At 66.1% G+C, this 23,915-nt stretch carries 24 protein-coding genes; 17 read left to right on the top strand and 7 right to left on the bottom strand.

Annotated elements, in window-relative coordinates:
* The first annotated feature begins 57 nt into the window (after window positions 1-57).
* The 4 genes from QPK32_RS05325 to QPK32_RS05310 all read left to right on the top strand — a co-directional run bounded on the left by QPK32_RS05325 (window position 58) and on the right by QPK32_RS05310 (window position 4,022).
* Complete coding sequence (locus QPK32_RS05325) at window positions 58-2,031, top strand: TonB-dependent receptor (RefSeq protein ID WP_290411726.1); 1,974 nt, start codon at window positions 58-60, stop codon at window positions 2,029-2,031.
* A 205-nt stretch (window positions 2,032-2,236) separates the two neighbouring features.
* A complete protein-coding gene (locus tag QPK32_RS05320; RefSeq protein ID WP_290411725.1) occupies window positions 2,237-2,899 on the top strand; it encodes a thiol:disulfide interchange protein DsbA/DsbL in 663 nt (220 codons plus the stop codon).
* A gap of 16 nt (window positions 2,900-2,915) precedes the next feature.
* Window positions 2,916-3,284 (top strand): hypothetical protein, encoded by a 369-nt coding sequence (locus tag QPK32_RS05315; RefSeq protein ID WP_290411724.1) that lies wholly within the window; start codon window positions 2,916-2,918, stop codon window positions 3,282-3,284.
* A 72-nt stretch (window positions 3,285-3,356) separates the two neighbouring features.
* Window positions 3,357-4,022, top strand: coding sequence for a thiol:disulfide interchange protein DsbA/DsbL (locus QPK32_RS05310; RefSeq protein WP_290411723.1), 666 nt, complete (start codon window positions 3,357-3,359; stop codon window positions 4,020-4,022).
* On the opposite strand, the gene QPK32_RS05305 is transcribed toward QPK32_RS05310, so the two are convergent.
* Window positions 4,023-5,351 carry an ATP-binding protein gene (locus QPK32_RS05305; protein ID WP_290411722.1) on the bottom strand — a complete coding sequence of 443 codons (1,329 nt, stop codon included), beginning with the start codon at window positions 5,349-5,351 and terminating at the stop codon, window positions 4,023-4,025.
* Window positions 5,352-5,709: 358 nt separating this feature from the next.
* On the opposite strand from QPK32_RS05305, the gene QPK32_RS05300 reads away from it, so the two are divergent.
* Entirely contained in the window at window positions 5,710-6,564 is an 855-nt protein-coding gene (locus QPK32_RS05300) for a MipA/OmpV family protein (RefSeq protein ID WP_290411721.1), read from the top strand.
* Window positions 6,565-6,566: 2 nt separating this feature from the next.
* Window positions 6,567-7,241, top strand: coding sequence for a hypothetical protein (locus tag QPK32_RS05295; RefSeq protein ID WP_290411720.1), 675 nt, complete (start codon window positions 6,567-6,569; stop codon window positions 7,239-7,241).
* Window positions 7,242-7,365: 124 nt separating this feature from the next.
* On the opposite strand, the gene QPK32_RS05290 is transcribed toward QPK32_RS05295, so the two are convergent.
* Window positions 7,366-8,052: a response regulator transcription factor gene (locus QPK32_RS05290; RefSeq protein ID WP_290411719.1), complete on the bottom strand. Its 687-nt coding sequence runs from the start codon at window positions 8,050-8,052 to the stop codon at window positions 7,366-7,368.
* Between the two features lie 190 nt (window positions 8,053-8,242).
* On the opposite strand from QPK32_RS05290, the gene QPK32_RS05285 reads away from it, so the two are divergent.
* Window positions 8,243-10,213: a S9 family peptidase gene (locus QPK32_RS05285; RefSeq protein WP_290411718.1), complete on the top strand. Its 1,971-nt coding sequence runs from the start codon at window positions 8,243-8,245 to the stop codon at window positions 10,211-10,213.
* Between the two features lie 71 nt (window positions 10,214-10,284).
* Here QPK32_RS05285 and QPK32_RS05280 read toward each other — a convergent pair whose 3' ends face one another.
* The 3 genes from QPK32_RS05280 to QPK32_RS05270 form a co-directional block, all read right to left on the bottom strand.
* Complete coding sequence (locus tag QPK32_RS05280) at window positions 10,285-10,863, bottom strand: superoxide dismutase (RefSeq protein ID WP_290411717.1); 579 nt, start codon at window positions 10,861-10,863, stop codon at window positions 10,285-10,287.
* A 132-nt stretch (window positions 10,864-10,995) separates the two neighbouring features.
* Window positions 10,996-12,357: an exodeoxyribonuclease VII large subunit gene (xseA, locus tag QPK32_RS05275; RefSeq protein WP_290411716.1), complete on the bottom strand. Its 1,362-nt coding sequence runs from the start codon at window positions 12,355-12,357 to the stop codon at window positions 10,996-10,998.
* Between the two features lie 746 nt (window positions 12,358-13,103).
* A complete protein-coding gene (locus QPK32_RS05270) occupies window positions 13,104-13,307 on the bottom strand; it encodes a hypothetical protein (RefSeq protein WP_290411715.1) in 204 nt (67 codons plus the stop codon).
* A 263-nt stretch (window positions 13,308-13,570) separates the two neighbouring features.
* Here QPK32_RS05270 and QPK32_RS05265 point away from each other — a divergent pair, with 263 nt between their 5' ends.
* The 6 genes from QPK32_RS05265 (at window position 13,571) to adk (ending at window position 17,480) form a co-directional block, all read left to right on the top strand.
* A complete protein-coding gene (locus QPK32_RS05265; RefSeq protein WP_290411714.1) occupies window positions 13,571-14,176 on the top strand; it encodes a MotA/TolQ/ExbB proton channel family protein in 606 nt (201 codons plus the stop codon).
* The gene (locus QPK32_RS05260) at window positions 14,176-14,631 is read left to right on the top strand and encodes a biopolymer transporter ExbD (RefSeq protein WP_290411809.1); all 456 of its coding nucleotides are present in this window, start codon (window positions 14,176-14,178) and stop codon (window positions 14,629-14,631) included. The genes QPK32_RS05265 and QPK32_RS05260 overlap by 1 nt, the downstream gene beginning before the upstream one ends.
* A 47-nt stretch (window positions 14,632-14,678) precedes the next feature.
* Window positions 14,679-15,707, top strand: a complete 1,029-nt coding sequence (gene lpxK / locus QPK32_RS05255) for a tetraacyldisaccharide 4'-kinase (protein WP_290411713.1) — start codon at window positions 14,679-14,681, stop codon at window positions 15,705-15,707.
* A complete protein-coding gene (locus QPK32_RS05250) occupies window positions 15,688-15,861 on the top strand; it encodes a Trm112 family protein (protein WP_290411712.1) in 174 nt (57 codons plus the stop codon). The genes lpxK and QPK32_RS05250 overlap by 20 nt, the downstream gene beginning before the upstream one ends.
* A gap of 16 nt (window positions 15,862-15,877) precedes the next feature.
* On the top strand, window positions 15,878-16,630 hold the full coding sequence (gene kdsB, locus QPK32_RS05245) for a 3-deoxy-manno-octulosonate cytidylyltransferase (RefSeq protein WP_290411711.1): 753 nt from the start codon (window positions 15,878-15,880) through the stop codon (window positions 16,628-16,630).
* 193 nt (window positions 16,631-16,823) lie between these two features.
* Window positions 16,824-17,480, top strand: coding sequence for an adenylate kinase (gene adk / locus QPK32_RS05240; protein ID WP_290411710.1), 657 nt, complete (start codon window positions 16,824-16,826; stop codon window positions 17,478-17,480).
* Window positions 17,481-17,811: 331 nt separating this feature from the next.
* Here the strand turns inward: adk and QPK32_RS05235 are convergent, their stop codons facing one another.
* Window positions 17,812-18,339, bottom strand: a complete 528-nt coding sequence (locus QPK32_RS05235) for a DsbA family protein (RefSeq protein ID WP_290411709.1) — start codon at window positions 18,337-18,339, stop codon at window positions 17,812-17,814.
* A gap of 246 nt (window positions 18,340-18,585) precedes the next feature.
* Here QPK32_RS05235 and QPK32_RS05230 point away from each other — a divergent pair, with 246 nt between their 5' ends.
* The gene (locus QPK32_RS05230; protein WP_290411708.1) at window positions 18,586-18,765 is read left to right on the top strand and encodes a hypothetical protein; all 180 of its coding nucleotides are present in this window, start codon (window positions 18,586-18,588) and stop codon (window positions 18,763-18,765) included.
* On the opposite strand, the gene QPK32_RS05225 is transcribed toward QPK32_RS05230, so the two are convergent.
* Window positions 18,762-20,057: an acetyl-CoA hydrolase/transferase family protein gene (locus QPK32_RS05225; protein WP_290411808.1), complete on the bottom strand. Its 1,296-nt coding sequence runs from the start codon at window positions 20,055-20,057 to the stop codon at window positions 18,762-18,764. The two genes, QPK32_RS05230 and QPK32_RS05225, sit on opposite strands and share 4 nt — an antisense overlap.
* 190 nt (window positions 20,058-20,247) lie before the next feature.
* Here QPK32_RS05225 and QPK32_RS05220 point away from each other — a divergent pair, with 190 nt between their 5' ends.
* The 3 genes from QPK32_RS05220 (at window position 20,248) to ggt (ending at window position 23,813) form a co-directional block, all read left to right on the top strand.
* Complete coding sequence (locus QPK32_RS05220; protein ID WP_290411707.1) at window positions 20,248-20,883, top strand: hypothetical protein; 636 nt, start codon at window positions 20,248-20,250, stop codon at window positions 20,881-20,883.
* Window positions 20,884-20,965: 82 nt separating this feature from the next.
* Window positions 20,966-21,742, top strand: coding sequence for a 3-hydroxyacyl-CoA dehydrogenase (locus QPK32_RS05215; protein ID WP_290411706.1), 777 nt, complete (start codon window positions 20,966-20,968; stop codon window positions 21,740-21,742).
* 247 nt (window positions 21,743-21,989) lie between these two features.
* Window positions 21,990-23,813 (top strand): gamma-glutamyltransferase, encoded by a 1,824-nt coding sequence (ggt, locus tag QPK32_RS05210; protein WP_290411705.1) that lies wholly within the window; start codon window positions 21,990-21,992, stop codon window positions 23,811-23,813.
* The last annotated feature ends 102 nt before the right edge of the window (window positions 23,814-23,915 follow it).

Raw genomic sequence — 23,915 nt, 5'->3', positions numbered from 1 at the left:
GCTTGCCGGCGTGCGGGGACGCGCGCCGGTGCAACGATCGCATTCGAACAACATCCAATGAACCAAGCTGCCTTCTCCGGTAGCGCGCCGGCCGTCAAGCCGCTCGCGCTGGCCTGCGCCTTCGCCTTTTCCGCCCTGCCGGGCGCTTCCGCCATGGCCCAGGCCGATCCGTCCACCGTCGTCATCACGGGCGCGCGCTTCCCCAGCGTCGACCAGCTCCAGCCGATCGGCGCCACCGTCATCACCCAGGACGACATCCGCCGCGCCGGCGTCAACGACGTCAATGCCGCCATCCGCAAGATCGGCGGCGTGTTCGGCCGCCAGAGCCTGGATTCCTCGCCCGACTTTGCGCTCGACCTGCGCGGCTTCGGCACCAACAGCGCCCAGAACATGGTCATCATGGTCGACGGCGTGCGCCTGAACGAGAACGAACTGGCCAACTCCGTGCTGTCGACGATCCCCATCGACACCGTCGAGCGCATCGAGATCACCCGGGGCGGCAGCAGCGTGCTGTACGGCGAAGGCGCGACCGGCGGCGTAATCCAGATCCATACGCGCCGCGCGCGCGAGCAGGGCCTGCACGGCTCCGTGTTCGCCGAGGCCGGGCAGTTCCGCGAGCACGACGTGCGCGCCTCGCTGTCGGCCGTCACCGGCCCCGTCAGCGCCGACCTGAGCGTCGCGCGCCAGGGCAGCAATAACTACCGCGACAACAGCGACTTCGACCAGACCACATTCTCGCTGGGCGTGCAGACCCGCTTCGAAGGCGGCCGCGCCGGCCTGCGCGTGGAAAGCGCGCGCCAGGATTCGCGCCTGCCGGGCTCGCTGACGCTGGAACAGTTCGACGATAATCCGCGCCAGTCGCTGACGCAGAAGGACTTCGGCTCGCTCGACACCGACCGTGTCAGCGCCTTCGGCGAGTATCGGATCGGGACCGTCGACCTGGCCGCCGAGCTGTCGCACCGCGAGCGCAGGGTGCGTTCCAACTACCTCACGGGCTATACCTCGATCAGCGCTTACAACGGCCGCCAGGACCAGTTCTCGCCGCGCGCGCGCTGGGTCGGCGACGTCGGCGGCATGCTGGACGAACTCGTCGTCGGCGTGGACGCGATCCGCTGGAAGCGCGAAACGGTGTCCGACTTCTCCAGCGCGGACGCGAGCCAGACCTCGAAAGCCGTGTACTTCCGCAACGAGCTGCGCTTCGACCCCGCGCACGACGGCCGCATCGCCATCGGCGCGCGCCACGAGACCTTCGACAAGGACTACGTCGACGCCCTGGCGGGCGCGGCGCCGGAAGACCGTTCGCAGTCGCAGAACGCCTGGGACGCGCAGGCCAGCTACCGTGTGCGGCCGCTGCTGGAACTGTACGCCAAGGCGGGGCAGAGCTACCGCGTGGCCAACGTCGACGAGAATGGCTACCGCGACAGTGCCGATATCCTCAAGGCGCAGACCTCGCACGACCTGGAAATCGGCGCGACCCTGGGCGACGCCCGGCGCAAGCTGACGGCGCGCGCCTTCCGCCACAAGCTGAAGAACGAGATCTTCTACGACCCGACGCTGCTGGGCGGCTGGGGCGCCAACACCAACCTCGACCCGACCCGCCGCGAAGGTGTCGAGATCGATGCCGAGGCCGCCATCGCCCGCGACTGGCGCGCCAGCGCCCACCTGCAGCACGTGGTCGCCAAGTTCACCGAGGGCCCGAACGCGGGCCGCGAAGTGGTGCTGGTGCCGAAGAACGTGCTGACGGCGCGCGTTTCCTGGGTGCCGGGCAATGGCCAGTCGGCCGATGCCGGCGTGCAGTGGGTCGACAGCCAGCGCTACGGCAGCGACTTCGACAACACCTGCGCCGCCCGCATCCCGTCCTATGCGACCTTCGATGCGCGCTACGCGATCAAGCTGGGCGCCTGGGAACTGGCGGCGACGGGCCTGAACCTGGCCGACCGCCACTACTTCAGCAACGCCTTCGGTTGCCGCTCGGGCATCTACCCGAGCGACGGCCGCCAGCTGAAACTGTCGGCGCGCTACGACTTTTAACCGGCAACGTCGCCCCCGCGCAGGCGGGGGCCCAATTTTGCTGCTGGTCGATGGTGCGAAAATTGGGTCCCTGCCTTCGCAGGGACGACGGTAATTCCGTTGGTTACTTCGGTAAGCAATTGCAAAAATAAGCCTGGGCTAAGGCTGGAGAACGAAAAAGTGGTAATCTCCGGTCGTTTGCTCAACTCACCCTAGAAGGATAACTATGCGTTCCCTGCGTTTTGCCCTGATTGCCGCCAGCTTCGTCGCCAGCACCGCGTTTGCCTCGCCGACCGCCCCGACGAACGGCGTCGAGTACGTGACGCTCGCCCAGCCGCAACCGGTGCAGGCCAGCGGCAAGAAGGTCGAGGTGATCGAGTTCTTCATGTACCACTGCCCGCACTGCAATGCGCTGGAACCGATGTTCGAGCAGTGGGTCAAAAAACAGGGCGACAACATCGTGCTGCGCCGCATCCACATCCCGGCCGGCGGTCCCGCCGATCCGGAAGCGCACCTGTACCTGACGCTCGAGGCGATGGGCAAGGTCGAGCAGATGCATGCCAAGGTGTTCAAGGCGATCCACGTCGATCGCGTGCGCCTGAATCGCGACGACACGATCATCGACTGGGCCGCCAAGAACGGCCTGGACCGCAAGGCCTTCACCGACGCCTGGAATTCGTTCGGCGTGACGACCAAGCTGCGCCGCCTGCAGCAGCTCACCACCGACTACAAGGTCGACGGCGCGCCGACCATCGTCATCGACGGCAAGTACCAGACCTCGCCGGCCCAGGTCTATAACTCCACCAAGTCCGGCAACGAGCAGCAGCTGTTCCAGCAAACCCTGCAGGTCATGGACGCGCTCGTCGCCAAGGCTGCAAAAACGAAGTAATGAGCGAAGCGATCGAATGAGCGATATCGAAGGCAAGATCCTGAGGATCTACGACAAGTCCAAGCCGGAAGACGAGGACTTGTACGAGACCAGCAATGTCAACCACGTGGCCTGGGGCCTCGTGGTGGTGCTCGCCGGCCTGGTCGTGTGGCTGGCCATTGCGCTCGTCAATGCGGAGAACCAGCGCAATGCGCTGGCGTCGAAGCAGTGCCGGGATCCGCTGTTCACGGCCGAGATCGACCACCAGTGCCTGCTCACCGTGCGGTCGCGCGAGCACTGGTGGCAGCACCTGTGGTACGGCTTCACCCATGTGAAGCCGGAGGATCCGAATGCCGGCCACCGCTACGACCGCCGCAAGGTGCCGGCGCAGCAGGCGCAGCCTTAAAGATTGCTTAAGTAATATTTTCCGCAGCGAATGCTACTCTTCGGGTTCCCTACCTGAACCCGAAGGAACCTCATGCGTCTCCTGCGTACCGCCGTACTCGGCGCCTGCCTTTCCCTCTCCACCCTCGCGCTGGCCTCGCCGAGCGCGCCCCAGAACGGCGTCGACTACGTCACGCTGGCCCAGCCGCAACCCGTGCAGGCGGCCGGCAAGAAGGTCGAGGTCATCGAATTCTTCATGTACCACTGCCCGGTGTGCAATGCGCTGGAGCCGGGACTGGAGGCATGGATACGCCAGCAGGGCGACCGCATCGCGGTGCGCCGTGTCCACTTTCCGTTCACGGGACCGGCCGATCCGGAAGCCCACCTGTACCTGACGCTGGAAGCGCTCGGCAAGCTCGACGAGATGCACGCCAAGGTGTTCAAGGCCGTGCACGTCGACCGCGTGCGCCTGAACACGGATGCCGCCATCATCGACTGGGCGAGCAGGAACGGCATCGACCGCGCCGCCTTCCTGAACGCATGGAATTCCTTCGGCGTGACGATGAAGCTGCGCCAGTTGTCCAAGATCGTGGCCGACTACAAGATCGAGTCGGCGCCGACGCTCGTCATCGACGGCCGCTACGTGACCTCGCCGTCCATCGTCAACAAGGACCTCAAGACGAGCGACCGCAACGCGCTGTTCAATGCCACGCTGGAGGTGGCCGGCAAGCTGGTCGACCAGGCCGCCAAGGCGAAGTGATCAGCCGACGACGCCATCCGGCAGGCTGATCACGAAGCGCGCCCCGCCCAGGGGCGAGCGTTCGGCGACCAGCGTGCCGCCGTGCAGGGCGACCGCCTTGCGCGCGATCGACAGGCCCAGGCCGAAGCCGCCGGTGGCGCGGTCGCGGCTGCGGTCGAGGCGGAAGAAGGGTTCGAAGATGCGCTCGCGGTCCTCGTCGGGGATGCCGGGACCGTCGTCCTCGATGGCGATCTCGAGCCGGCAGCCGTCGCGCTGCGCGTGCAGGGCCACGCGCGCGGCCGCGTATTTCTGCGCGTTGCGCAGCAGGTTGCCGACGGCGCGCCCGAGCAGGCGGCGGTCGCCATCCACGCTGCCCAGGCGCTCGCCCAGGTCCAGCACCAATTGCTGCGGACGCGGATGCAGGCTGTCGGCGCATTCGCGCAGCAACGGCTCGACCTCGAACAGCATGCGCTGCGGTTCCTTTGCATTGTCGAGTTTGCTCATCGACAGCAGCTCGTTGACGAGTTCGTTCAGCTCGATGACGTCGCCTTCCATCGCCGCGATGCGCTTGACGAGGACGGCGCCGTCGATGTCCGGTCCGGCGGCGCGGTCGGCCAGCAGTTCCAGCGCGAACTCGAGGCGCGCGATGGGCGTGCGCAGCTCGTGCGACACGGAGTGCAGCAGGTTCTTCTGCGCTTCCAGCAAGTCCTGGATGCGCCCGGCCATCGCATTGATGCGCTCGGCCAGCGGATACACGGCATCCGTCGGCGCCAGGTGGGCGCGCGCCGACAACTGGCCGGCCCCGAAGTCGTCGGCCACGCGCGACAGCGTCTGCAGCGCCTGCCAATGCTTGCGCGACCACAGGGCGATCGGCACCAGCAGCGCCAGCGCCACCACCACGTAGCGCACCACTTCCATCAACAGGGCCTGGCCGAGGTCGATCGGCAGGCGGTCGGCACGGATCACCTCTTCGTCGCTGCCGATATAGCGTTCGCCCGTCAGGTCGACGCGCCGGTAGAACGCCTTGTTGGCCGGATCGAGCACCAGCCGGCCCGCGTCGAGCGCGGCGCGCTGGCGGCCGGGCAGGGCGTTCCTGGCTTGCGCCAGCGGAATCAGGTCGAAGCGCGCCTCGGACACTTCGCGCACCTTGTTCAGGCGGCCCAGCCATTCGTCGGCCGGAGCCTGGTCCACGTACTGTTCGAGCAGGAAGATCTGGGCCGAGGCCTGGCGCCGCGCGATGTCGTCGAGCGGATCGCCGAACACGCGCGCGAACACGAAATAGATGACGAACGTGGCCGCCGTGATCGACAGCATCACCAGCACGAAGAAGCGGAAGAACAAACGGTTCACGTCGCTCCCGGCTTACTGGTTGATGTTCGTCAGATCTTGCATGTATGAAATTGTATAGGACGTCAGCGCCGAAGAACCGGGTTTTACAAATTGACGACAAATGGGCGACATGTAGAGGATGAAAGACTTGTGTCCCCTGCGTACGATACATGGCATCAGGTTTTCCGTTTGGCCCACCTGATGCGCGAGCGATGGTGGGCCTTTTTTATTTGCAGGGACGGCCTCGCCGTTCCTCCGCCCCGCCGGTCCGCCCGACCTTTGGTCGATTCACCATGGAAACGACAACGCCGTAAGGAAGTATTGAGAGGAGGGAAACCATGCACGTAGAATGTTGGTTTTCCGAATCATCTGCCCGACCATGAACAAGCTTCTCTTCCTCGCGTTGACTGCCGGCTGCGGCGTTGCCTGGGCGCAGACGCCGGCGACCAACCCGATGCCGGACGGCAGCCGCGACATGTACGTCGGGCTGGGCGTGCAATCGGCGCCGCGCTACGAGGGGGCGGACGGCCACAAGGTTTCAGCATTGCCGGTGCTCCAGGTCCAATGGAGCAACGGCCTTTTTATTTCGGGCATGAGCGCGGGCTGGCACCTGTCGGATGATCCCACCTTCGAGTTCGGCCCGCTGGCGGCCGTGCATCGGAGCCGCGACGACGACGGCGCCGGCACCGAGATCGGCGGCGTCGGCGTCACCGATTTCGCCAGCGGCATTCCATCGCCCATCGACAAACGCCAGATTCCCGTCGCGCCGCTGAGCGGCATGGACAAGATCGGCGCACGCCTGCAGGCCGGCGCCTTTGCCAATTACTACCTGAATCCGCGCTGGCGCGTGACCAGCAGCGTGCTGTTCGGCGCCGGCAAGGATCGCGACGGCGCGCGCCTGGAATTGGGCGTGCAGCGGCTGGCCGTCGTCGATAACGCGCGCCACCGCGTGTCGCTGGCTGCCGGCGTGACCGTCGTCAACCGGCACTACAACGACAGCTATCTCGGCGTCTCGCAGGAGGAGTCGCTGCGCAGCCGCTTCCCCTACTACGAGGCGGCCGGCGGCCTGCACGACGCCCACGTCGGCGTGCGCTGGAACTGGACGCTGTCGCCGTCCTGGATGCTCACGACCAATGTACAGACGGCACGCCTGCTGGGCAGCGCGCGCTATAGCCCGCTCGTCGAGCGGTCCGCCAACACGACGGTTTCGACCGCCATCGCCCTCCGGTTCTGACGATGCGCCCGGTTCGCCCCTTCCTCGTCCCCATCGCCCTGCTGCTGGCGGCCCTTCCGGCCGCGGCACAGGTGCGCGATGGCGAGTGGGCGAGCTACCGCGATGCGTACCGCGCCATGGTGCGCTTCGAGAAATTCGGCGGCCCGAAGAACCTGCTCGTGAGCCAGCTGCAGGTGCAGGCTGCCGAGCGTGGTGCGCTGGGCGAGGGCGCGCAATTGACCGTGAGCGGCAAGACCACCCAGCTGAACCTGCCGCTCGATGCGCTGGGCCGCACCGTGTTCCCGCTGCAGAAGTCGTCCTATGACGAGAACGCCGTGCTGCAGCTGAACCGCAAGGGGCCGTTCAGCGTGCGCCCCCTGGTGACGATCGCGCTGCGCCCGGACGGCCAGTACGACAGCACCGAGCTGCGTATCGCCTGCGCCCAGGCGCTGGGCTTCGCGCGCTGGCTCGACGCATCGCGCCAGTCCCAGCAATGCGCGGGCGTGCGTTTCGTGTTCGCCAAACGGGAGCAGTCGGGCGTGCGCGTGCGCCGCGCGGACGGCCAGGAAGTGGCGCTGCCGGTGGCGGCCGGCGATGCGGAAGATGGCTTGCCGGTCGCGACCTGGCGCTTCGGCAGCGAACGGGCGCAGGTGACCACGTACAACGCGCCGCTGGCGATCGTGCCGGTGTTCGATTAACCGGAAAGCGAAACGACGTCGTCCCTGCGCAGGCAGGGACCCAATTTCGCGTGCGTTGCGGCGGCGCGAACACCTTGGGTCCCTGCCTGCGGAGGGACGACGCTGGTTTATGTGGCGTTAACGCTCAGTTCCACGCCGACGGCGAGAACAGATAACCTTCCCCCCACACCGTCTTGATCTTTTCCGACAGCGAATCGTCGAACTTGCGGCGCAGCTTGGAGATGCAGTTGTCGATGCTGCGGTCCAGGCCGTCGAACTCGATGCCGCGCATCTTCTTGAGCAGTTCGTCGCGCGACAGCACCCGCCCGGCCGCTTCGGCCAGCACGAGCAGCAGCTTGTATTCAGTATTGCTGAGCACGCATGGCTGGCCGCGCCAGGTCACGCTGCGGTCGTTGGTCATGATGCGCAGCTGGCCGAACTCGAGCATGCGCGTATCGGGCGCGGCCTTGGCCTGGGTGCGGCGCAGCAGGGCGCGCAGGCGGGCCAGCAGCACGCGCGGCTGCACCGGCTTGTTGACGAAGTCGTCCGCGCCCTGTTCCAGGCCCGACACCTCGTCATAGGTATCCTCGCGCGCCGTCAAGATCAGGATCGGCACTTCGGACACGTCGCGGATCTGGCGGCATACCACCATCCCGTCCATGCCCGGCAACATCAGGTCCAGCACGACGATGTCGGGAGGGTTGGCCTTGAAGTGCTCCAGCGCGGCGTCTCCACGCGTCACGAGGTCGACCGAGAATTCGTAGCCCGACAAATATTCCGTCACGAGTTCCGCGAGGCGCGGATCGTCTTCCACCAGCAGTACGCGATACATGAATTTCTCCTTGAGGCCGACATTCTATAAGAGGGGGCGACAAAGCTGCATGTTGGCTGGGTAAAGGTGACAAAATCCTACACTTTCACGACAAATGGAAGAGCTGCTCCCGCTGGCGTTAGTATTCGAGAGATTTTATTTCTTTCTGATAAGTATGATATCGATTCTTCGCTAACCGGATCCTGCCGCCATGCTGCGTATGTCGACTTTATTGGCCACTGCCTGCCTGGCGTGGGCCGCGCCCCTCGCTTCCATCGCGGCGGTTTCCCCGCCCGAGCCGCCTCCCGTCAAGGATTTCTTCGCATCGCCACGGTTCGCCGGCGCCTTCCTGTCTCCCGATGGCAAGAACGTCGCCTTGCTGCTCCGTGGACCGGAAGGCAATATCGTCCTGGCCAACATGCCGGCGGCCGGCGGCCCGGTGCGCGTCATCGCCGGCGTGCGGGGCATGGACGTGGTCGGCGTCCACTGGATCAACGACCGGCGCCTGGTCTATTCCGCCGTCCGTCCGGACCTGGAGGACGACGAGCGCGCGCGCAGCCCGGGCCTGCACGCCGTGAACCTCGACGGCAGCAAGCACGTGCTGCTGGTCGGTCACGCCTTGAACACGCAGACGCGCGATCCGGCCTTGCCGCCGAACACGCATTTCCTGGGAAGCACGCATGATGGATCGGATGACGTCTACGTGGTGCGCTACAACGTATTCGACGAGGACTTCAAGGGCTACCGGCTGTTTCGGCTGAATACGCACACCGTCAACCTGACCGCCGTCGACGCGCCCAACGGCGTCTCCAACGTCCTGATCGACGCCGGCGGCGTGCCGCGCGTGGCCACCCGGCGCGAGGCGGGGCAGGTGCACCTGATGTATAACGACCCCGCGGCCAGGACCTGGCGCGAGCTGGCGGCCTATCCGGGCAACGCGCCGACGACGCTGACGCCGCGCTTCGTCACGCGCTCGGGCGAGGTCTATGTCAGCAGCCGCAACGGCCGCAATACGGTGGGCCTGTACCGCCTCGATACCCGCACCGGCAAGCTCGATCCGGAACCGATGGTGGGGCTGAAGAACTTCGACTTCGACGGCACCCTGGTCCTCGCGCCCGACCACGACCGCGTGCTCGGCGTGCGCTACGAGACGAGCGAACCCATGACGGCCTGGGCGGACGAGGGCATGCAGCAGGTGCAGCAGCGGGTGGACGCCTTGCTGCCGTCCACGATCAACGAACTGCAGGTGGCCGCCGACGCGGTGGCGGATGCCGTCGTGGTGCACTCGTATTCCGATACCGAGCCCGGCTTCTGGCAGCTGTACCACATCGGCAGCGGCAAGCTGACCCCGCTGGGAACCAGCATGCCGCAAATCAATCCATTGCAGATGGGCGAAACCTCCTTCGTGCACATCAAGGCGCGCGACGGCCGCGACGTGCCGGCCTACCTGACGCTGCCGCGTGGAGAACGCAAGAACCTGCCGATGGTCGTGCTGGTGCACGGCGGACCGTGGGTGCGCGGCGGGCATTTCGCCTGGAACCCGCAAGTGCAATTCCTTGCCACGCGCGGCTACGCCGTGCTGCAGCCGGAATTCCGCGGCAGCGAAGGCTACGGCTACGACCATTTCATGGCCGGCTGGAAGCAATGGGGCAGGGCGATGCAGGACGATGTGGCGGACGCGGCGCGCTGGGCCATCGACCAGGGCGTGGCGGACGCGAAGCGCGTGTGCATCGCCGGCGCCAGCTACGGCGGCTATGCCACGCTGATGGGCCTGATCCGCGACCCCGCGCTGTTCCGCTGCGGCGTCGACTGGGTCGGCGTCACGGACATCAACCTGATCTACGACGAACGGTTTACCAGCACGTCCCAGGACGCCAAGACCTACACCTTGCCGGTGCTGGTCGGCGACCAGGACAAGGACGCGGCCATGCTGAAGTCCGTGTCGCCGCTGGAGAACGCCGCCGGCGTCACCCAGCCCCTGCTGCTGGCCTATGGCGGCAAGGACCGCACGGTGCCCATCGAGCAGGGCAGGAAGTTCCACGCGGCGGTCAAGCGCACCAATCCGCAGGTCGAATGGATCGAGTACGAGGACGAAGGCCACGGCTGGCGCTACGAGCGCACGCGGATCGACTTCTGGACGCGGGTGGAGGCATTCCTGGCCAGGCAGCTCGGTCCCCGCTAGGCACGGGACAAAAGCAAACGGCCCGCATGCGGGCCGTTTGCCGGGGTGTTCCGACCTGCCGGAACGGGGTATTACGCGAAGTTCTGGTTCACGAAGTCCCAGTTGACGGTGTTCCACCATGCCTCGACGAACTTCGGACGGGCATTGCGGTAGTCGATGTAGTAGGCGTGCTCCCAGACGTCGCAGGTCAGCAGGGCCTTGTTCTCGGTGGTCAGCGGGGTGCCGGCGTTCGAGGTGTTGGCGATGTCGACGGTGCCGTCCGGCTTCTTCACCAGCCAGGTCCAGCCCGAACCGAAGTTGCCGACGGCCGACTTCTGGAATTCTTCCTTGAACTTGTCGAACGAACCCCACTTGGCGTTGATCGCGTCGGCGACCGGACCGGTCGGCGCGCCGCCGCCGTTCGGGCTCATGCAGTTCCAGAAGAAGGTGTGGTTCCAGACTTGGGCCGAGTTATTGAACACGCCGCCCTGGGATTTCTTGATGATCTCTTCCAGCGGCAGGTTTTCGAACTCGGTGCCCTTGATCAGGTTGTTCAGGTTCGTCACGTAGGCCTGGTGGTGCTTGCCGTAGTGGTATTCCAGGGTCTCGGCCGAGATGTGCGGCTGCAGGGCATCCTTGGCATACGGCAGCGGGGGCAGGGTGTGTTCCATGTCTTGTTTCCTTTATGGGTTGGCAACGAGATGAATCTTGCAAAACGGCCGCTATTGTAATCCGGAACAAAAGATGCTGCTCATCCTTTGCGAAAACGGCAAGGTGCGCATTCGGTCAATTATTTCAGCAAATTATTCCAGCACATCCTGTACGCCGTTCACGTTCACTTCGACGCTGCCTTCGGCCAGGCGCAGGCGCAGCACGTCGCGCGGCTTGATCTGGCCGGGGGCGGTCAACACCTTGCCCTTGGCATTGCTGACGATCGCATAGCCGCGCTCGAGCGTGCGCTGCGGGTTCAGCAGTTCGAGCTGGGCCGCCAGCGCGCCTACGGCTTCGCGCCGGCCGCGCAACTGGCCCAGCATGCTGGCCACCAGGTGGCGCTGCTCGGATGCCAGCCGGGCTTGCAGCGACCGTAGGTCCGGGCGATGGCGCGCCCAGCGCTGCTGCAGCTGGGCCAGCAGCACGCCGTTGCGGTTGATGGGCGCGCGGACCGCATGGGTCAGACCGCTGGCCATGCCCAGAAGTTTCAAGCGCTGATGGGCCAGTTGGCTCGACGGGCTTTGCAGGCGGCGGCTCAAGCCGTCCAGTCCCTGGCCGGCATCGGACAGGATGCGCGCCATGGCGCGGCGCAGGTCGGTGCTGTCCGCGCGCAGCGATGCGAGCCAGTCGGCGCGCGCGGTGGCGGCCAGCTCGGCGGCGGCGGTCGGCGTGGCGGCCCGCAGGTCGGCGGCGAAGTCGGCGATCGTGAAGTCGGTCTCGTGGCCGACGCCGGAAATCACGGGCATGGAACAGGCGGCGATGGCGCGCGCGACGATCTCTTCGTTGAAGCTCCACAGGTCTTCGATCGAGCCGCCGCCGCGGCACACGAGCAGCACGTCGGCTTCGGCGCGGCGCGAGGCGGTGGCGATCGCGTCGGCGATGCGCTCGGCGGCGCCCTGGCCCTGCACGGGCGCCGGATACAGCACCACGCGCACGTGCGGCACGCGCCGCCGCAGCGCCGTCAGCACGTCGCGCAGCGCCGCCGCCTGCGGGCTGGTGACGATGCCGATGGTGCGCGCGAACAGCGGCAGGGGACGCTTGCGTTCCTCGTCGAACAGTCCCTCGGCGCCCAGCTTTTCCTTCAGGCGCATGAAGGCCTCGTACAACTGGCCGACGCCGGCGCGGCGGATCGCCTCGACGTTGATCTGGTAGTCGCCGCGCGCGCCGTACAGCGTGACGAGGGCGCGCACCTCGACCTTGTCGCCTTCGCGCGGCACGAAGCCGGCGTACTGGGCGCGGCCGCGGAACATCACGGCGCGCACCTGGGCCGCATTGTCCTTCAGCGTGAAATACCAGTGGCCGGAGGCGGCGCGGGTGAAGTTCGAGATCTCGCCGCCGATCCAGACCAGGGGAAACGTGCGTTCCAGCAGGCGCGCGACCTGCTGGTTGAGGGCGGTGACGGTCAGGACGGGAGGTGCGGCGTAGGCCGGATCGGTGGCGTCGGTGTCGAACATATGGATGAGCTGGACAATCTGTCCACAAAAAAGTCTATGCGAGCTGCGTAAAAAACAGCTCTCCTAAAATACCAAGTCTCGTTTCTAAATGCCTGATTCTTAACGAGATTTGTCATTGCTCGATTTCGATGCAGAAATAAAATTTCCTTACAGATCAAACACTTCCGATGCGGGGAGGGTACTTGGCCACAATCTTATCCACAGAAACTGTGAGGAAGTGGACAAGCGCTTCCCAGCGTAAGATCTGCTTAAAAATCGGTCATGCAGAACTTTTCTCAAAGGAATCAACAGCTTGGATCGGATGGCTGAGCCTTGCTCACATTGTTTTCCACAGTTTGTGTGCACAGCCTGGCGAGTGGAAAGGGGGCGTGCCCAAAAAAGCCGCATGCGGCTTTTTTCCTTTCCGATCAAGGACTTCGCCTCGCCTCTGCCACGTTGCTCACAATCTTTTCCACAAAATCTGTGAAGAAACGCAGACGGTCCAAGCCGGCCTGGCCATGTCATCGAGGGCAAGACTATACCGCAAGCGCGACCGTAGGTGCCCGGCGCGGCACCATGGCAGGCGAATACCCGTCAGCCGCCGGGGCTGCCTAAAATTTAGGCTTGTAGCTCCGTCGCCAATGAAATCAAGGACTTGGGTTGCCAGCGCGCCGTTTGCGCACATTGTTTTCCACAATTTGTGTGCAAAGTGGTGGAAAGTCTCTTGATCACGGTCTTTGCGATAGCTCAACGTGACCTGCCTAAAATTAGTGCAGGAGAAGTTTTCCCTTATAAATCAAGCTACTTGCATGCATGGTGTGCGTTTGCGCACAATTTTGTCCACAAAAAATGTGAAGAAACAGGGTGCCGCGAACCCTGCCGCCATGGCCTGCCACGCTGCCTTCTTTTTGAGCTATAAAATTTCCTTTAGAAAAATCAATGACTTGGCGTGCCGGGGAGGGTTTGGGCACAATTTTATCCACAGAAATTGTGAGCAACTCGGTTCGACGACGCGGGAGGCGTTGTTGCCGGGGATGCATCCTGCAATCCCTGCCACTCTTTTGGGCAATTAAAAATTTCCCTTAAGAATCAAAGTACTTCGTATGCATACGTGCCATTGCGCACATTTTTATCCACAGAAAGTGTGCAGAACTCCACTTGCCGCAATCTTGGCAACACGTTACATTGCGCAATTCCCTTGTCATGTTGTTTTTTACTTATCCAGGAGTTCCATTTGCTCGCCATTCTCCAAGCTGCCGGCTGGCCCATCTGGCTGTTGTTGATTGCCTCGATCATCGCACTGGCGCTGATCATCGAGCGCCTGATCTACCTGCGCCGCGAAAAGATCCTGCCGCGCCAGTTGCTCGACGAAGTCATCCAGGTCTATCGTGGCGGCAAGGTCACTCCTGACATCATCGACAAGCTGCAAGCCAATTCCCCGCTCGGCGCCGTGCTGGCATCCGCGTTGAAGAACGTCGACGCGCCGCGCGACGTGATGAAGGAATCGATCGAGGAGGCGGGCAGGGGCGTCGCCCACCAGCTGGAGCGCTTCCTCACCACGCTGGGCACGATCGCCTCGCTGGCCCCGCTGATGGGCCTGTTCGGCACCGTGGTCGGCATGATCGAGATCTTCGGCGCCCAGAACGCCAGCGGCACCAATCCGGCCCAGCTCGCGCACGGCATTTCGGTGGCGCTGTACAACACGGGCTTCGGCCTGGCGATCGCGATGCCGGCGCTGGTGTTCTACCGCCACTTCCGCGCCCTCGTCGACAGCTTCATCATCGACATGGAACTGCAGGCGGTGAAATTCGTCGACGTCGTCCACGGGGCCCGCAAATGATGAACTTCCGCCGCGGCCAGAAACGCGAGGATCCGGAAATCAACCTGATCCCGTTCATCGACGTGCTGCTGGTGGTGCTGATCTTCCTGATGGTGTCCACTACCTACAGCAAGTTCACGGAACTGCAGATCACGCTGCCGACGGCCGACGCCGAGAAGGCGCTGGACAAGCCGTTCGAGATCAACGTCACCGTCGATGCGAAAGGCAACTACACGGTCAACAACGTGCCCGTGTCCTTCCACGGCGTGGCCGGCCTGGCCGACGACCTCAAGCGTGCGGCCGGCACCGGCCCGGACGGCCAGCGCCTGGCGACCCCCGTCGCCGATCCCGTCATCATCGTCAATGCCGACCAGTTCGCGATGCACCAGATGGTGATCAACGTGCTGGAAGCGGCGCGCCTGGCCGGCTACGACAAGCTGACCTTCGCGGCCCAGACCGGCGGCGGGCAGAAGTAAGCCTGCAACAGTGAGCCCGCAACAGTGAGCCAGCAGAAGTATTTCCCTTGAGTTCTTCCCTCGAATCGACCCTGACCCGCGCCTGGCTGGCGCGCGGTCCCCTAGCGCTGGCGCTGTGGCCCGTGTCCTTGCCGTTCCGCCTGCTGGCGGCGCTGCGGCGCGGGTGCTTCCGCATCGGCTTGCTGAAATCGGAACGCCTGCCCGTGCCCGTCGTGGTGGTCGGCAATATCTTCATCGGCGGCACCGGCAAGACGCCGCTGACGATCTGGCTGGCCCGGCAGCTGCGCGCGGCCGGCCTGCGTCCGGGCGTGATCTCGCGCGGCCACGGCGGGGCAGAAGAGGCGCCGCGCGAAGTGCTGAGCAGTTCGAGCGCGCGCGACGTCGGCGACGAACCCCTCTTGATCGCCGCCCGCGCCGGCTGCCCGGTCGTGGTCGGCCGGCGCCGCGTCCAGGCCGGCCGCCACCTGCTGGCGCTGCATCCGAGCGTGGACGTGCTCATCGCCGACGACGGCCTGCAGCACTATGCCTTGCAGCGCGACGTCGAGATCATCCTGTTCGACGGGCGCGGCGTGGGCAATGGCTTCACGCTGCCGGCCGGGCCCCTGCGCGAACCGCCGTCGCGGCGCCGCGACGTCACCGTGGTGAACGCGCCGGAACTGACGCCCGCGCTGGCGCAGGCGGTCGGCGGGTCGCCCTGGCAGATGCGCCTCGCGGGCGACGTGGCCGAGCGCCTGATGGACGGCGGCGAGCGCCTGCCGCTGGCGGCCTTTGCCGGACGCCGCATCCTGGCCGCGGCCGGCATCGGCAACCCGGGCCGTTTTTTCGCCATGCTGCGCGGCGCCGGCCTGGACGTGATGGAAATGCCGCTGCCGGACCACCACGACTTCCGCGACGACCCGTTCCAGGGCGTCGAGGCCGATGTCATCCTGGTCACGGAGAAGGATGCAGTAAAATGTCGGCAACTTGAAAACATCAACGGCGATCCACGCGTGTGGGTCGTCCCGGTCAGCGCGCAGATCGATCCCGCGCTGGCCGCAATCATCTTGGAGAAATGTCGTGGACGCCCGACTGCTTGATATCCTGGTCTGCCCGCTGTGCAAGGGACCGCTCGAATATGACAAGAAGGCGCAGGAACTGACCTGCCGCCCGGACCGCCTCGCTTATCCGATCCGCGACGGCATCCCGATCATGTGGGCCGACCAGGCCCGCAAGGTCGAGCCGGCGCTGTGACCGGACCTGCTGCGGCATGAGCTTCGTCGTCATCATCCCCGCGCGCCTGGCCTCGACCCGGTTGCCGAACAAGCCGCTGGCCGACCTGGGCGGCAAACCGATGGTCGTGCGGGTCGCCGAGCGCGCCCGCGCATCGGGCGCCGCGCGCGTCATCGTGGCCACCGACCATGCCGACATCCTGGCCGCCTGCGCCACGCACGGCGTCGAAGCCTGCCTGACGCGCGCCGACCACCCGTCCGGCACCGACCGCATCGCGGAAGTGGCGCAGACGCTGGGCCTGGCCGACGACGCCGTCGTCGTCAACCTGCAGGGCGACGAGCCGCTGATCGACCCCAGCCTGCTATCGGCCTGCGCCGCGCGCATCGGCGCCGACGTGCCGATGGCCACCTGTGCCCATCCGCTGCACAGCGCCGAGGACGTGTTCAACCCCAACGTGGTCAAATTGTCCCTCGACAAGAGTGGGCGGGCATTGTATTTTTCGCGTGCCACCATTCCCTGGCATCGCGACGGTTTCGCGCACGACCGTTCGACCTTGCCGGAAGGGTATGTCCCGCTGCGCCATATCGGCCTGTATGCCTACCGCAACGACTTCCTGCAGCGCTACCCGCGGCTGGAAGCGTCGCCGCTGGAGTCGATCGAAGCGCTGGAACAGCTGCGCGTGCTCTGGCATGGCTATCCGATCGCCGTGCACGTGACCGACCAGGCGCCGCACGCGGGCGTGGATACCCCGGAAGACCTGGCTAGAGTACAACTTTACTACGCGTCTTGATCCATACGGAAACGGTTTCATCCGCTGTCTGCGCAAAGTCAATAGGCTGATCGAACGCCTTGGCTCAGTGGCGTCTGGCGCAGCTTTTGTGGTAAGTTTCGTATCGACTTGGTCATATTTGCATCAATCTCGGCCGCCTGCACGATATAGTCGCGTGCGGTGGCCGTCTTCAAAACTATTAGGAAAATCCTTCATGCGTCTCATTCTGTTAGGAGCCCCCGGCGCCGGCAAAGGCACTCAGGCCAACTTCATCAAAGAAAAATACAACATCCCCCAGATCTCCACCGGCGACATGCTGCGCGCAGCGATCAAGGCCGGCACCGAACTCGGCCTGGCGGCGAAAAAAGTGATGGACGCGGGCCAGCTGGTGTCGGACGACATCATCATCGGCCTGGTGAAGGAGCGCTTGAAGGATGCGGACTGCGCCAACGGCTACCTGTTCGACGGCTTCCCGCGCACCATCGCGCAGGCCGACGCGATGAAGGATAGCGGCGTCGCCATCGACTACGTGCTGGAAATCGACGTGCCGGACGAGATGATCGTCGAGCGCATGACGGGCCGCCGCACCCACCAGCCGTCGGGCCGCGTCTACCACGTCAAGTTCAATCCGCCCAAGACCGAGGGTGTCGACGACGTCACCGGCGAGCCGCTGGTGCAGCGCGACGACGACAAGGAAGAAACCGTCAAGAAGCGCCTGTCCGTGTACCACACCCAGACCGAAGTGCTGCTGGGCTACTACGGCAAATGGGCCGAGTCCGGCCTGCCGGGTGCGCCGAAGTACCGCAAGATCTCGGGCGTGGGCCCGGTCGAGCAGGTGCGCGACGCGGCGTTCGCGGCGCTGTCGGAGTAATGTTGGAATAAGAAATGCCGGGGCGCTTGCCGCGTCCCGTGGCTCCGGATGTCGGCGCCGTCTCCCCGGCGGCGCCATCACTGGCCTGTCGTGGTCGGCCGGCCTGTCGCTGGCCGGCTTCGCTGTCGTCACCTGGCTCGCCGTGTCCGCGCCCGACGCCGTGGTCGCCCCGGCGCCGCAGACGACGGCGCAACGGGCGGACGACGGCAGGGCAGGCGGCGCCACCGGTACCGATGGAACGACCATGCTCCCAGTGCCGCCTGCGCGGTGATGCGCGCCGCCCGCGCCGTCGCGAGCGGCCACGAAGCCGCTTGGCGCACCGGCGTGGGGTCTACCGTTTCTGCAGCGCCGCCGTCAAGGCCTCGCGCAGGGAATCGCGGTCCGAATCGCCCTGGTAGGGCACGCCGTTGATGAAGAAGGTCGGCGTGCGGCTGGCGCCGTGCTCGTTCGCCCGTGCCAAATCGGCCTGCACGCGCGGGCGGTGGCGGCGCGCGGCCAGTTCGCCGCGCACGCGCTCGGCGTCGAGCTCCAGGTCCCCGGCCAGGTCGGCGAGGTCGTCGTCGTTCATGAGCTCGAACTGGTTCTCGAACAGCGCGTCGTGCATCTCCCAGAAGCGGCCCTGGCTGGCGGCCGCCTCCGCCGTCTCGGCCGCCAGTTCGGCCAGCGGGTGCAGGTCGGACAGGGGCAGGTGGCGGAAGACGAGCCGGATGCCGCCGACTTCGCCGTCCAGTTCCTGCAGGGCCTGGTGCGCCCGTGCGCAATACGGGCACTGGAAGTCGCCGTATTCGATGAGTGTCAGCGCGGCATCTTCGGGGCCGCGCACGTGGTCGTCCTTGCCGATCTGTGCTGCTTGCTGCATGGGGTTCTCCTGTGGTTGGCGCGGCGCCGGTCCGTTCTTGCCGCGCCGCCGTCGCACCCATGATGGCATGGCGGCGTCATTCGTGCCGCAAGGTTCAGTCTGGCAAAACCCGGCCGGAAACAGTGTTGATATTCGCCGTGCATGTGTGGTGCGCTGCAGCGCAATCTCGCCAACTGCGGTAGAGTTCAACCATCAGCGCCGGCCAGCACCGGGCGCGCCATCTTACCAACCAAACGGAGCATGACCATGTCCCACCATGAAGCACAAGCGGGCGCCGAGGCCCGCATCCTCGAACCGGATCGCGTCCAGATGCAGCAGGGCGCAAGCCCGGCCGCGCAAGCCGATGCCGATCTTGCTGCACTGCAACGTCAACTGCTGATCTACGGTACCGCCGGCAAGCCCGCGCACGCCGGACAGGCGAGTTAAGCCGAGAACACGCACATCCGGTCCGCTTCCTCGCGCAGCCAGGAGCGGAAATCGGGATGGGCGATGGCGATCAGCGCCTGCGCGCGCTGTTTCGCCGACTTGCCGCGCAACTGGGCCACGCCCCATTCGGTGACGACGTAGTTGACGTCGTTCTTGCTGGTGGTGGCGTGGGTTCCCGGCGCCAGCGTCGGCACGATGCGCGAAATGCTGCCGTCCTTGGCCGTCGAGGGCAGCACGATGAAGGACTTGCCGCCACGCGAGCGGTTCGCGGCCCGCACGAAATCGACCTGGCCCCCCGTGCCGGAATAGGGCAGGTGGCCGATGCTCTCGCTGCCGCACTGGCCCAGCAGATCGACCTGCAGGCTCGCATTGATCGTCACCAGCTTGTCGTTCTGGCCCGCGATGTACGGATCGTTGGTGAAGTTCGACGGATGCATCTCCAGCATCGGGTTCTGGTGCATGAATGCGTACAGCCGGCGCGATCCCAGCGCGAAGGTGGCCACCATCTTCCCCGGCAACAGCGTCTTCCTGCTGTTGTTCACCGCCCCCGATTCCACCAGCTTCAGGATGCCGTCGCCGATCATCTCCGTATGGATGCCGAGGTCGCGCTTGCCCGTCAATTGCATCACCACGGCGTCGGGAATGCCGCCATAGCCGATCTGCAGCGTCGCGCCGTCCTCGATGTGCTCGGCAACCAGGCGTCCGATCGCCTCCTGCACGGGACCGATCGCAGGCAGGCCCACTTCCAGGATCGGCGCCTCGCTCTCGACCAGCGCCGTCACCTGCGACACGTGCACATGGCACTGGCCGTGCGTGAACGGCACGTTGGGATTGACTTCCAGCACCACTGCGCGCGCCTTCGCGACGGCCGCCATCGTGTAGTCCGTGCCCAGGCTCAGCGCGAAGTGGCCGGAGGCGCTCATGGGAGAGGCCATCGCGAACACGACGTCGGCCGGCATCAGGCCGCGCTCGATCAGCGTGGGGATCTCGGAAAAATAATTGGGGACGAAGTCGCACCAGCCGCCTTGCCCGCCGGCGCGCGAGGCGCCGCCGAAGAACAGCGCCGCGTGGCGCACATGGGGGCGGCAGGCCGGGTCGAAGTAGCCGTACTTGCGCATCGCCAGGATCTGGGCGACCTGGACGTCCTTGAAGCGGCCGCATTGAGCGGACAATGCCTCCAGCAGCGCGGGCGGTTCGCCGACGCCGGTGGGAACGACGATCATGTCCCCGTCGCGCACGTGCTCCAGGGCGCCCGCGGCGCTGGTGCGCCGGGCCCGGTACAGTTCCTGCATCGTCTGCATGCTTGTCTCCATGATGATTGTCCGTGGTCCTGGTCTGTGCCGGATCCTTGTTGTCCAGCATAGCCTAAGAAAGGATGCTGACAACAGCTTGACGCACAGCCGCGCGCCGGGTGCCTGTCGCGCGGCCGATAATGGAACGCCAAGGAAACGCCAAGACAGGGCCCATCGAACGAGGTACACCATGCAAACGAGACGAATCGCGCGCGCGCCGGGACTGCTGTTGCTGTTGCTGCTGCCGCTGCTCGCCGCCGCGCAGGCGCAGACCGCCGGCGCGCGCCAGGCGGAACAGGCCCGGCGCGACGCCGCCGTCGCGGACGAGACGCAGACGAAGCAGCCGGCGGCGCCGTCCTACGGCCCGGTGCTGACGCGACGCGATGCGCCCGGCACGCGCGCATCGCCGGCCCAGGCCGTCCCGGGACGCAAGGATCCGGCCGAGGTGCACGACGAGACCGATACGCTGATGCGCCACGAGCCGCAGCCGTCCGCGCAGCCGCCGTCCACGCAGCCGCCGTCCACGCAGCCGCAGCAGCAACCCGCACAGCCGGCGCGCCGGCGTCCCGGCGCCCAGGCCACGGGCCCGATGGCGCCGCGTCCGCTGCGCTCCCCGCAGGCCGTGCCGCCGGCCGGCGTGCCCGTGCCGCCGCCGGCCGCCGCGCCGCAGCCGGTCGTGCCCAGTTCGACGGCCGTGCGCGGCTGCCAGGGCAGTTTCTGCACGGACGCCGGCGGCAACAGCTTCTCGACGGGCGGCGGCGCGGCCGGCGTCAACAGCAGCGGACGGCTGTGCACGCGCAGCGGGGCGACGGTCCAATGTTTTTGAGTGCGTGAAGCGAAATTGGGTACAATCCGGGCAGGGATTGACGTTAACGTAAACGTCAACGAGCACAACAACGGAGGAGACCATGCAATTCCAGGACAATGTATTCATCGTGACGGGCGGGGCGTCCGGCCTGGGCGCCGCCACCGCGCGCACCATCGTGGCCGCCGGCGGCAAGGCCGTGCTGGCCGACGTGCAGGAGCAGGCCGGCCGCGCGCTGGCCGAGGAGCTCGGCGCTCAGTCCGGTGCAGCCGTCCGCTTCGTCAAGTGCGACGTGACGTCGGAAGCGGACGGCCAGGCCGTCGTCGCGGCGGCCCTGGAGATGGGCAGCTTGCGCGGCCTCGTCAACTGTGCCGGCATCGCGCCGGCCGTCAAGACCGTCGGCAAGGACGGTCCGCACCCGCTCGACCAGTTCCGCCGCGCGATCGACATCAACCTGATCGGCACCTTCAATATGTGCCGCCTGGCGGCCGACGCGATGGGCAAGGAGGAAGCGCTGGAACACGGCGAGCGCGGCGTCATCGTCAACACGGCCTCGGTGGCCGCCTACGACGGCCAGATCGGCCAGGCCGCCTACGCCGCCTCGAAGGCCGGCGTGGCCGGCATGACGCTGCCGATGGCGCGCGACCTGGCCAGGAGCGGCATCCGCGTGATGACGATCGCCCCCGGCATCTTCGAGACGCCCATGCTGATGAACATGCCGCAGGAAGTGCGCGACTCGCTCGGCAAGATGGTCCCGTTCCCGCCGCGCCTGGGCATGCCGATGGAGTATGCGCACCTGGCCAAGGCGATCATCGAGAACGTGATGCTCAACGGCGAGACGATCCGGCTGGACGGGGCGATCCGCATGCAGCCGAAGTAAGCGCCCGTTAGCCTCAACACGTCGTCCCTGCGCAGGCAGGGACCCAATTTCGCGAGCGCTGCCATGGCGCGCAGAAATTGGGCCCCTGCCTGCGCAGGGGCGACGATGGTGCGCACGCAATCCGGGCACCGTGCACCACCATGCCGCAACAATGAAGCGATGTGAGCGATCTGCTCATTTGCTGTAGGATGCTCCGTTGGTACCAGGCGCACGGCCCAGCCCGTGCGCCGTATTTATCGGAGAATCCATGAAGTCCACGCTGTCCACCCCCGCATCCTTTTCCCTGACCTTGTCTGCGCTGCTGGCCGCCACGCTGTTCGCCGGCGGCACGGCATTGGCCCAGGACGCCGGCCGTCCGGCGGCCCTGCAGCAGCAACCGGAAAGCGCGAGCGGCTGGAGCGAGAAGGCGGGATGGCCGGCGCGCAAGTACATGGTGGCGGCCGCCAATCCGCTCGCGGTGGAAGCGGGCTACGAGATGCTCAAGCAGGGCGGCACGGCGATCGATGCCGGCATCGCCACCCAGCTGGTGCTGACCCTGGTCGAGCCGCAATCGTCCGGCATCGGCGGCGGCGCCTTCCTCGTCTACTACGACGGCAAGAAGACCCATGCCTACGACGGCCGCGAGACGGCGCCGTCGAAGGCGACCGAACACCTGTTCCAGCATCCGGACGGCACGCCGCTGTCGCGTACGGAAGGGATCGTCGGCGGCCGCTCGACGGGCGCGCCGGGCGTGCTGCGGATGCTGGCGCTGGCCCACAAGGAACACGGCAAGCTGCCGTGGAAGACGCTGTTCGCGCCGGCGATCCGCCTGTCCGAACAGGGCTTCAAGGTCAGCCCGCGCCTGCACGGCCTGCTGGCCGGCGACGCCTACATCCGCAAGGACCCGACCGCGCGCGCCTATTTCTACGGCCCGGAAGGCCAGCCCTGGCCCGTCGGCCACCTGCTGAAGAACCCGGAACTGGCGAAGACGCTGCACGAGATCGCCGACGGCGGTGCCGAGGTGTTCTACACGGGCCGCATCGCGCGCGACATCGAGGCCAAGGTCAAGAGCCACCCGACCAATCCGGGCCTGCTCACGGCCGCCGACATCGCCGCCTACCGGCCCAAGGAACGCGACCCGGTCTGCAGCGATTACCGGACCTACGTCATTTGCGGCATGCCGCCGCCATCCTCGGGCGGCATCGCCGTGGCGCAGATGCTGGGCATGTTCGAGACGCGCGACATGAAGGCGCTGGCGCCGACGAATGGCGTGCCTTCCGCCGACGCCGTCCACGTGTTCTCCGAAGTGGGGCGTCTCGCCTACGCCGACCGCGACCGCTACGCCGCCGACACCGACTTCGTGCCGCTGCCGGGCCGCGGCCTGCCGGCGCTGCTCGATAAAACCTATCTGGCCCAGCGCGCCAGCCTGGTCAAGGACGACCGCTCGATGGGCAAGGCGCCGCCGGGCAATCCGCCGGGCGTGGACATGGCCTGGAACTGGGGCCTGGACAATTCGATCGAGGCCCATTCGACCTCGCACGTCGTGGCCGTCGACCAGTATGGCGCCGGCCTGTCGATGACGACCAGCGTCGAGGACGCGTTCGGCTCGCGCCAGATGGTCGACGGCTTCATCCTGAACAACCAGCTGACCGACTTCTCGTTCGACTCGAAGGATGCCAACGGCCCCATCGCCAACCGCGTCGAGCCGGGCAAGCGTCCGCGCAGCGCGATGAGCCCGACCATCGTGTTCGACAAGCAGACGGGCAGGTTCGTCGAGGCGATCGGCTCGCCGGGCGGCCCCCTGATCATCAACTACGTGGCCAAGGTGCTGGTCGGCACGCTGGACTGGGACTTGAACATGCAGCAGGCGATCGCGCTGCCGAACTTCGGCAGCCGCAACGGCCCGACCGAGCTCGAAGCGGGACGCTTCCCCGCGTCCGAGATCGCGGCGCTGAAGGCGCGCGGCCACACGATCCGCATCGGCGACCAGACGTCCGGCCTGCAGGGCATCGAGCGCATCCAGGTCGGCGGCGTGCCGCTGTGGTTCGGCGGCGCCGATCCGCGCCGCGAAGGTGTGGCAAAAGGCGACTAAAACGCGCCGAACCTGTTGACCGAACGGTAATTATTCGACCCAAGCGCGGCGGGATTTGTTAATCTTGCCGCGTGGACATTGAACGTATTCGGGGTGCAATCC

Source organism: Massilia sp. YIM B02763 (assembly GCF_030412015.1).
Lineage (GTDB): Bacteria > Pseudomonadota > Gammaproteobacteria > Burkholderiales > Burkholderiaceae_D > Telluria.
The sequence above is the reverse complement of the archived record's forward strand: the minus strand, read 5'-3'. Positions and strand labels throughout refer to the sequence as shown.